Here is a 7,559-nt window from a genome sequence, read left to right as displayed (position 1 = left end):
GTCCCGGTGTCCCGGTGTCCCGGTGTCCCGGTGTCCCGGTGTCCCGGTGTCCCGGTGTCCCGGTGTCCCGGTGTCCCGGTGTCCCACAGGAAGCCAGCGATGGCATGCACAAAATTATTATGCAGACAGCATAAATTGGCCAACACTATCTGTCAACCAATTTTACTAATGACCAATTCATTAATTCAAAAAATTTTTATATTATGGAAAATATCTCTCGATTTGAATAAATAACGAACAGTGGTAAGTCCAAAAAATGCAATAAACTTGAAAATTGGTTGACTATATATTGGGCGAGTGAGAGTTTGTACTGGTTTGAGTACGGATCGGAAGCTGTAAACGACAACTGGTCTTTGAACTGGTTAAAAGTTAGTGCTCTTCATAATGTAAAAAGCGACGCCAGGATGCGACGCCTGTTAATATCAACAAACGCAGACTTCCTTGGGGGTTTCAATGCGTAAGAATAATAACGACGCGAAAGATGTAATGGCGATCGAGAGAAGATTCAATAAGCCGCTTCTAGTAAGCGCAGTGGCCGCGGCGGCCTGTATGAGCGTTGCACATGCGCAGGAGGCCGGTGGTCCGGCAACGGTGCAGGAATTGGAAGAGGTTACAGTCACCGGCACGCGCGCCACGATTCAAACCACCATCGATATCAAGCGCAATTCCATCACTATTGTTGACGGCCTTTCCGCCAATGAAATAGGTGAATTGCCAGCGCTGTCCATCGGTGAAGCGCTGGAATCCGTTACCGGTGCCTCTTCTCACCGAGAAAACGGTGGTGCTACTGAAATCTCAATCCGCGGACTTGGGCCCTACCTGAGCGCCTCTACCTTCAACGGCCGCGAAGCCACTAATGGCAGTGGTGATCGCTCGGTAAACTTTTCCCAGTTTCCTTCGGAGCTGATGAATAAAGTCGCTATTTACAAAACGCAGGATGCGAGTTTGGTGGAAGGTGGCGTGGCCGGCTTGATTGCGTTGGAAACCCTGAAACCACTGGAGTATGGCAAGCGGCGTATCCAGATAGATACCAAGGCCAACTACAACCCGGATCAGTCCAATATCGACGACCCCATGGCGGGAAATCTGGGCTTCCGTGGCACTGCCAGTTATGTAGATCAGTTCGAATTCGACAACGGCATGGCATTCGGCGTTTCTCTGGGTTATCAGAAAAGTGATATCTCACAGCCGGAAGCTGAGATACGCTCCTCCAGCCCCAGCGGCTCATCTCTTTATGCCTGCCTGAATGATCCAGATATTGCCAGTGGCTTTTATCGAGAGAAGCCTGATGACTGTAACAAGTCCGGTGGCACCTTTGATACCGAGGTAAATCCCGAGACAGGCAACGCCTACAGTGACGACAGTGCTTTTGCATTCGCGCCAAGTTCCAACGGGTATCGCCAGAATGACACGTCTGACAAGCGCGATTCCGTTTTTGTGGCACTGCAGTTCCAACCCAGTGAAAAAATGGATATCAACTTCGATCTGCAACAGTCTGCGCGTGTGCAGTCAGAGCAACGTCACGACTTGAACTTCGCCAACATGCGGCGCGTTACTCCGGGTCTAACCGCTGAGTCTCTGATCGTTTCAGAAAACGGTGCGGTATCGGAGTGGGCTGGTGAAACCGCCATCGAGTCCAATAGCGAAGTCTATTCCCGTACCGAGGACTATCTCGGTTACGGTCTGAATGTTGCTTACGATTTTACTGAGAATCTGACCGTATCTGCTGACGTTTCATTCTCAGAAACCACCCGGGAAGAACTTCAGGTTTCCGTGCGGACACAGTCGGATAAACAGAATATTGCCGGTGAAGAGACCCAGGGAGGCTATCGGCCGCTGGTCAGCTGGACTAAGGATTCCGGTATTCTACAGTACACGGTCAACGACTTTGATGTAACCGACCACACTCTGTTTTCCGATGCCTACCGCGTGCGTATCGATAATGATGTGGATCGTCGCAATACGATAAACGCTTTTCGCACCGATTTTGACTGGAAACTGGATAGCGGTTTTGTGACAAGCCTGCAAGGCGGCCTGCGGTTTTCCGAGCTGGAATATCTGGATCTGGGGGCGGACCGCGAAGAATACAGCCTCAGCCGCGGTTCCGAAGCGGGTGCTGCAACTATCGCCGACATCAACAAAGCATGTGCCATCCCCTTCCCCGAAAGGGATTTCCTCGATGGCCTGAGAGATGGCAATCTGGTAACCAACATCGATTCCGCCACTGGTACAGCCACTACCGGTACCGGTAACAGCTGGGCGACTTTCGACACCATGTGTGTGACGAACATGATTCTCTCCGCGAATGGCGCCGAATTTTCTTATCCCGAGCTGAAAGATAGAAACACAGACGTCACCGATGTGGCCGAGACCACCACGGCTGGCTATGTCATGGCAAACTTCGAAAGCTCGCTGCTGGGCAAAGCGGTCTACGGAAACTTCGGTGTGCGTGTGGTAAAAACTGATGTCGAGTCAGTTGCTTACCGTGCCCCCTATGAAATCCTAACCCACGACAGCGGAGCCCTGTCCCTGCAACCAATAGAAGATGCTGATCCTGAGCGCGTGACATCCGGTGGTGATTACACCGAAGTTTTGCCGAGTTTTAATCTCGTCGCGGATGTGAGCGAATCGGTATTGCTGCGCGGTGCGGTTTATCGCGGCCTCTCCCGCCCGGATCCCAGTGACCTGGGTTATAAACGCACCTTTAAAACCACTTCTTCCAAAGAGGTTACCAATATTGATGAGCTGATTGAGGATGTCAGCGGCAGCGGTAACCCGAACATGAAGCCGTTGACTTCCTGGAACTTCGATGCCGCCATTGAATGGTATCCCAACGAGGATACCCTGCTTGCGTTCGGCATTTATCACAAAAAATTCCAGGGCGGCTTCGAGCAGGCACGTACCACCGAGAGCTTTGTTGTCGATGGCCAGACCGTTGAAGCGGACTTTACTACTACCCGCGCCAACGAAGACACCAACGACCTGAACGGTATCGAGATTACCGGTGCACACCGCTTCTCATACTTGCCAGGATATCTGAGTGGCCTGGGTATAAAAGCCAGCTACAATCACGCAGATTCCGACTTCAAGTTCGAAGACAGCCGGTACGGCAGTGTAACCATACTGGCCGACGATGGCTCAGTACATAGTCAGACTCAGGGCATTATTGCGCCGGGCAACGTCCCGGGTTTCTCCGAAAATGTATTTTCTGGTCAGCTGTACTATCAGATCGGCAATCTCGACACCAGTATCATCTACAAGTATCGCAGTGAGTATTTCCAGCCGTATACCAGCAATGGCACACGCTTGCGCTACGTGGGTGACGTTGGTGTGTGGGAAGCGCGGGCCTCATATCGCGTCAACGAGAATCTGAAGCTGAGCCTGGAAGCCATCAACCTGTTTGATGAACCGAAAAAGCAGTACTTCTTCACCAATGATAACCTGGGCGAAGTTAATAGTTACGGCCCGCGCGTATTCCTGGGGCTTAAAGCGAAGTTCTAAGGCGCTTCAATCTGGTCCGCTTGATCAATAGCCTCTTCTCGGCTGGCGGGATCCCACCCGCCGGCAACCAATTTTGCCCGCAAAATGCGGGCTTTTTTTTGTGCTTGCAACTGGCGCAAAGACAGCATGAATAATCCCGTGTAAACAGGATACCAAAAACCATCCGTGCACCGATATCTGACAATTTGGCAGCCATCTTTTAAGTCATTTGCCTGACAGACGAGCATCAGAGGTCCGAGGCTCCTCCGAGACGATCGATGGAAAAACGCTTGCGACGTTCGGACACTTCCCTTCGCACCACTTCCACCGCCTTGGCTTCGGAGGCGTCGTGCAGCGCATTCAGAGAGCGATTGAAGTGCAGGCGCATGGTACGACGTGCGGCATTGGCATCGCGGTTTTCCAGTGCCTGCAAAATGGCCTTGTGTTCTGCAAGGCGTTTTTGTCCGTCTTTTTTACACACGGACTTGTGCACTGCCTGAACGTCTGGCGAGTGCTTTTGAATATCCCAAAGTTTGTCGATGGTGCTCATTAGCACGCGGTTATTCGTTGCACGAGAGATTACTTCGTGAAATTTGCGGTCCGCGCGCTCGGAAGTCAGATTGCCCTCCTCATTTTCCCGCACCATATCCCGGTAGGCATTGCGCAGATCTTCCAACTGCGCTTCGGTAATCATGGTAGCGGCCAGTGCCGCGGTTTCCCCTTCCACCAATACCCGCGCTTCGGTCAATTCAAACGGGCTGAAATCCATGCTGTCCGTAAATATGCCGACTGGCTCGATAACATAGACACCGGAACCGGTGCGCACCGTGACACGCCCCATCACTTCAAGGGCAATGATGGCCTCGCGAACACTGGGGCGACTGACAGCGAACATTTGTGACAGCTCGCGCTCGGAGGGCAGTCGCACCCCTGGTGGATAATCGCCGCTGTCGAGCAGCACAAGCATTTTTTCCACCACCTGTTGATAGATGCGACGGCCATTGGTAACAAAGTCAGTTTTCATGGAAAAAAACCCGTAACAAAAGGGAAAGCTCCGGATATTTGGGCAAGTGAACACTCGCATAGGCAGGCGTATCGCGCGTGTACGAGCCGATTACTGCTGGCTAGATGTTACCACGATTGGTCATACAGGCAAGCCTGATTGGCATGATGGCTAATGGTGATAGCTTTGTTGGGTGTTCAACCAAAGGGAGCCAAGCTACCCACCCTATCGCCTTGTACGCCCCAAACCGTGTTGGCTCGGGGCATTGGTGGGCAGTTTTTCAGTATTCTGAAATTTCATTCAACGACTAGTTCAATGAGTGTCTGCACAATGTCGAGCGTCGCGGAAAAACCGCTATTTCAGGGCTGCCTGGCCTGCTGTTGGGCTCACGCCCCGAAATTCAAAAAAGCTCAGGATTTGACCCGAGCTCTTTGTTTCACAAAGGAAGGCTTCTCCCTCAGGCCCCCGCGGTGATCTCAGGCACGGTAGCCTCTGCGGCACCCGGGACCTCTGAGCCCAGTGGCTTGAGCATTACCAACAGCAGCGGCAGCAAAGTGAGAGAGCCGAGCAGTGCTGCAGACATGGCCAGTGCGGTCAGCAGGCCGAAATAAATGGACGGCACAAACTTCGACAACGCCAGGATCGAGAAGCCGGCAATAATGGTGATCGCCGTGTAGAACATGGCGCGGCCAATGGTCGCATGGCTGCGGTGCATGGTGGCCAGGTAGTTGCCGTCTTTGGCGAACTCCGCGCGGAAGCGGTACAGATAGTGAATCGCATGATCCACCCCGATGCCGACCGTAATCGCAGCGATGGTAATGGTCATCATATCCAGCGGTATTCCGGCCAGCCCCATACCGCCCAGTACCACACAGGCTGCCAGCATATTTGGTACCAGCGCGATAATGGCCAGGGACAGGGAGCGGAACAGCACCAGGAACATCAGCAGGATACCCACAAACACCGCTCCCAGGGTGAGGATTTGCGACTTGAACAGGCTCTGCAGCATATTGTTGTAGAGCACCAGCAAGCCGGTCAGATGGATATTTTGCGGGGCTATGCCCATTTCGTTGTGGGCGTAGTCGTAGATGCGGTGGATCAATTCCCCGCGGCGCAGGCCGGGGTCAGTTTCCATGACCCGCAGGGTGATGCGCGCCTGGCTGTCCTCCTCGGAAAGATAGGGGCTGATCAGTACACTGCGAATTTCCGCTGGCAGGCTGTTATTCGCCACCGCCAGTTCGAAATCATTGAGCGGGCCGCCTTTCAAATCGCGGGCCACCTTGTACGCAGTTGCCAGGGACTGCACCTTGCCGACTTCCGGCTGCGCCTCCAGATAGTCGTGTAGCTGCTCCAGCTCGGCAAGACCGGCCACCGTAAACCAGTAACTCAGCTCCTGGGATTCTCCCGCACTGCCGAAGGGATCGTCTGAGGCAAAAGGATCTTCCGCAGCGAGGACGTCTTCGCCTGCGGTCTCGCCGAAAGGATCTTCCTCCCCCTCAAAGGCCGCCTTATCCCCCTCGGGTTTATCGAGAATGATATCCAGGGTGACGGTTCCGCCCAGGCGACGGTCGATCACCAGCATGCCCTGGTAGATCTCGGTGGCATCATCGAAGTAATCGATGAAGCGGTTTTCCACCTTCAACTGGGACACACCCACTGCACCGACCACGAAAGCCAGAAGAGAAACGCCCAATACAATAAATCTGTGTCCCTCGGCAAAACGGGAAAAGCGCAGGGTAAAGGCGTGGGAGTTGTCCGCGCCCACCTTGCCCTCACGCTTGGGCAGAATCATCAGGAAGCAGGGGATAATCAGGAAAGACAGCACCAGCGCCAGGGTAACACCCGTGGTCATCATCCAGCCAAAATCGATCACCGGGCGAATGCCGCTCACCACCAGGGATACAAAAGCCACGATCGTCGTCAGCGCAGTGTACAGGCACGGCTTGGCCATAAAGCGCACAGTCTGCAGCACCAGTTCCTCACGGCTCCAGTGGGGTTGCTGGGCAATATATTCGCGGTAGCGCACCGCCAGGTGGATGGTGATGGCAAGAGTGATTATCAGCAGCAACGCGACAAAATTGGCAGAGATTACCGTGAGGCGCCAGTCGAGCCAGCTGAGCAGGCCCAGCATCACCACCGCGGTGGTCACACAGGTGAGCAGCGGCAGCAGCACCCAGCGCGGCTGACGAAAGATCAGCAGCAGGGTGAGGATAATAAAGGCGAGGATACCCACACCGAACACCACCAGATCGCTCTTGATAAACGCGATCATATCCGCGGTGATCATGGTTACACCGCCGAGGAACAATTCCGCCTGCCCCTTGTAATCGGCCAGAATCCCGCGCACTGTCTCCACTCGCTGACGAGCTTCCAGTTCCTGCTCGGTACGGTGCTTCAGGTAAACCGCACTCACCTCTTGCAGCCGCGCGGACTCCTCTGCATCCAGGCCTTCCCTGTTGCGTTTGCGGCGCAGAGCGTCGCGTTCGCGCACCAGTTCGATACCGCGCTTGTCCAGTTTCAGATTGGCGAGCAGTGCGGTGGTCTGGCCGTCGGGGCTCAGGATCAATTCGCGATAAATGGGGCTGGAGAGAAACTCCTGGCGGGCCAGATCCCTGTCGGTGTCGGGATTGGACAGGGTACGAATATCGTCGCTGAGATCGGTCAAAGACAGTTTGGGACTATAAAGTAGCGGCACATCCAGAATGGTCTGCACACTGGTAACGCCATCCACCCCGCCCAGCGCGTCGCGCAGTCTGCTCAGGGTGACCAGGGACGCATCGCTAAACAGGTCGCCATCCTTATAACGGTAGGTCACCACCAGGAAGTCACCGCTGGCGTAACGCGCGGAAATCTCGCGAAAATAATCCAGGGACTGGTCCGCTTCCAGCGTAAGGGAATCCGCGGAGGCATCCAGTTTAAAGCGGGGCAGGCCCATCGCCGCCAGCAGACTCAACAGGCCGACGACCACTAATACAATCAATGGCCGCTTGGTCACCAGGTATTCGTAACAGGTCTTGAAAGCTGACAGCATAAATTTCCGCTTGTATTCAATATCAGTGAACCACAGTACCGCGTA

Annotated in this window: 4 protein-coding genes; 1 reads left to right on the top strand and 3 read right to left on the bottom strand. The window is 54.1% G+C overall.

The window, feature by feature from the left end; all coding sequences use genetic code 11:
* Positions 1-453 precede the first annotated feature (453 nt).
* Positions 454-3,501 (top strand): TonB-dependent receptor, encoded by a 3,048-nt coding sequence (locus tag Q1A48_RS14595; RefSeq protein ID WP_299946264.1) that lies wholly within the window; start codon positions 454-456, stop codon positions 3,499-3,501.
* Here Q1A48_RS14595 and Q1A48_RS14590 read toward each other — a convergent pair.
* The 3 genes from Q1A48_RS14590 to Q1A48_RS14580 form a co-directional block, all read right to left on the bottom strand.
* The gene (locus tag Q1A48_RS14590; protein WP_299946261.1) at positions 3,498-3,728 is read right to left on the bottom strand and encodes a hypothetical protein; all 231 of its coding nucleotides are present in this window, start codon (positions 3,726-3,728) and stop codon (positions 3,498-3,500) included. The genes Q1A48_RS14595 and Q1A48_RS14590 overlap by 4 nt on opposite strands.
* The gene (locus tag Q1A48_RS14585; protein WP_299946258.1) at positions 3,728-4,504 is read right to left on the bottom strand and encodes a FadR/GntR family transcriptional regulator; all 777 of its coding nucleotides are present in this window, start codon (positions 4,502-4,504) and stop codon (positions 3,728-3,730) included. Before Q1A48_RS14585 ends, Q1A48_RS14590 begins: the two co-directional genes overlap by 1 nt.
* A gap of 436 nt (positions 4,505-4,940) precedes the next feature.
* Positions 4,941-7,514, bottom strand: a complete 2,574-nt coding sequence (locus tag Q1A48_RS14580; RefSeq protein ID WP_299946255.1) for an MMPL family transporter — start codon at positions 7,512-7,514, stop codon at positions 4,941-4,943.
* Between the last annotated feature and the right edge of the window lie 45 nt (positions 7,515-7,559).

Origin of the sequence: uncultured Microbulbifer sp. (genome assembly GCF_947489355.1) — a bacterium.
In the GTDB taxonomy this organism is placed as follows: Bacteria; Pseudomonadota; Gammaproteobacteria; order Pseudomonadales; family Cellvibrionaceae; genus Microbulbifer.
Note: the sequence above shows the minus strand (reverse complement) of the source record. Positions and strands in the feature narration are given on the sequence as shown.

What these genes read in the sequence shown, in the direction of transcription:
- Q1A48_RS14595 (WP_299946264.1), top strand. Translation starts at nt 454, where the DNA reads ATGCGTAAGAATAATAACGACGCGAAAGATGTAATGGCGATCGAGAGA.
- Q1A48_RS14590 (WP_299946261.1), bottom strand. Translation starts at nt 3,728, where the DNA reads ATGCTCGTCTGTCAGGCAAATGACTTAAAAGATGGCTGCCAAATTGTC.
- Q1A48_RS14585 (WP_299946258.1), bottom strand. Translation starts at nt 4,504, where the DNA reads ATGAAAACTGACTTTGTTACCAATGGCCGTCGCATCTATCAACAGGTG.
- Q1A48_RS14580 (WP_299946255.1), bottom strand. Translation starts at nt 7,514, where the DNA reads ATGCTGTCAGCTTTCAAGACCTGTTACGAATACCTGGTGACCAAGCGG.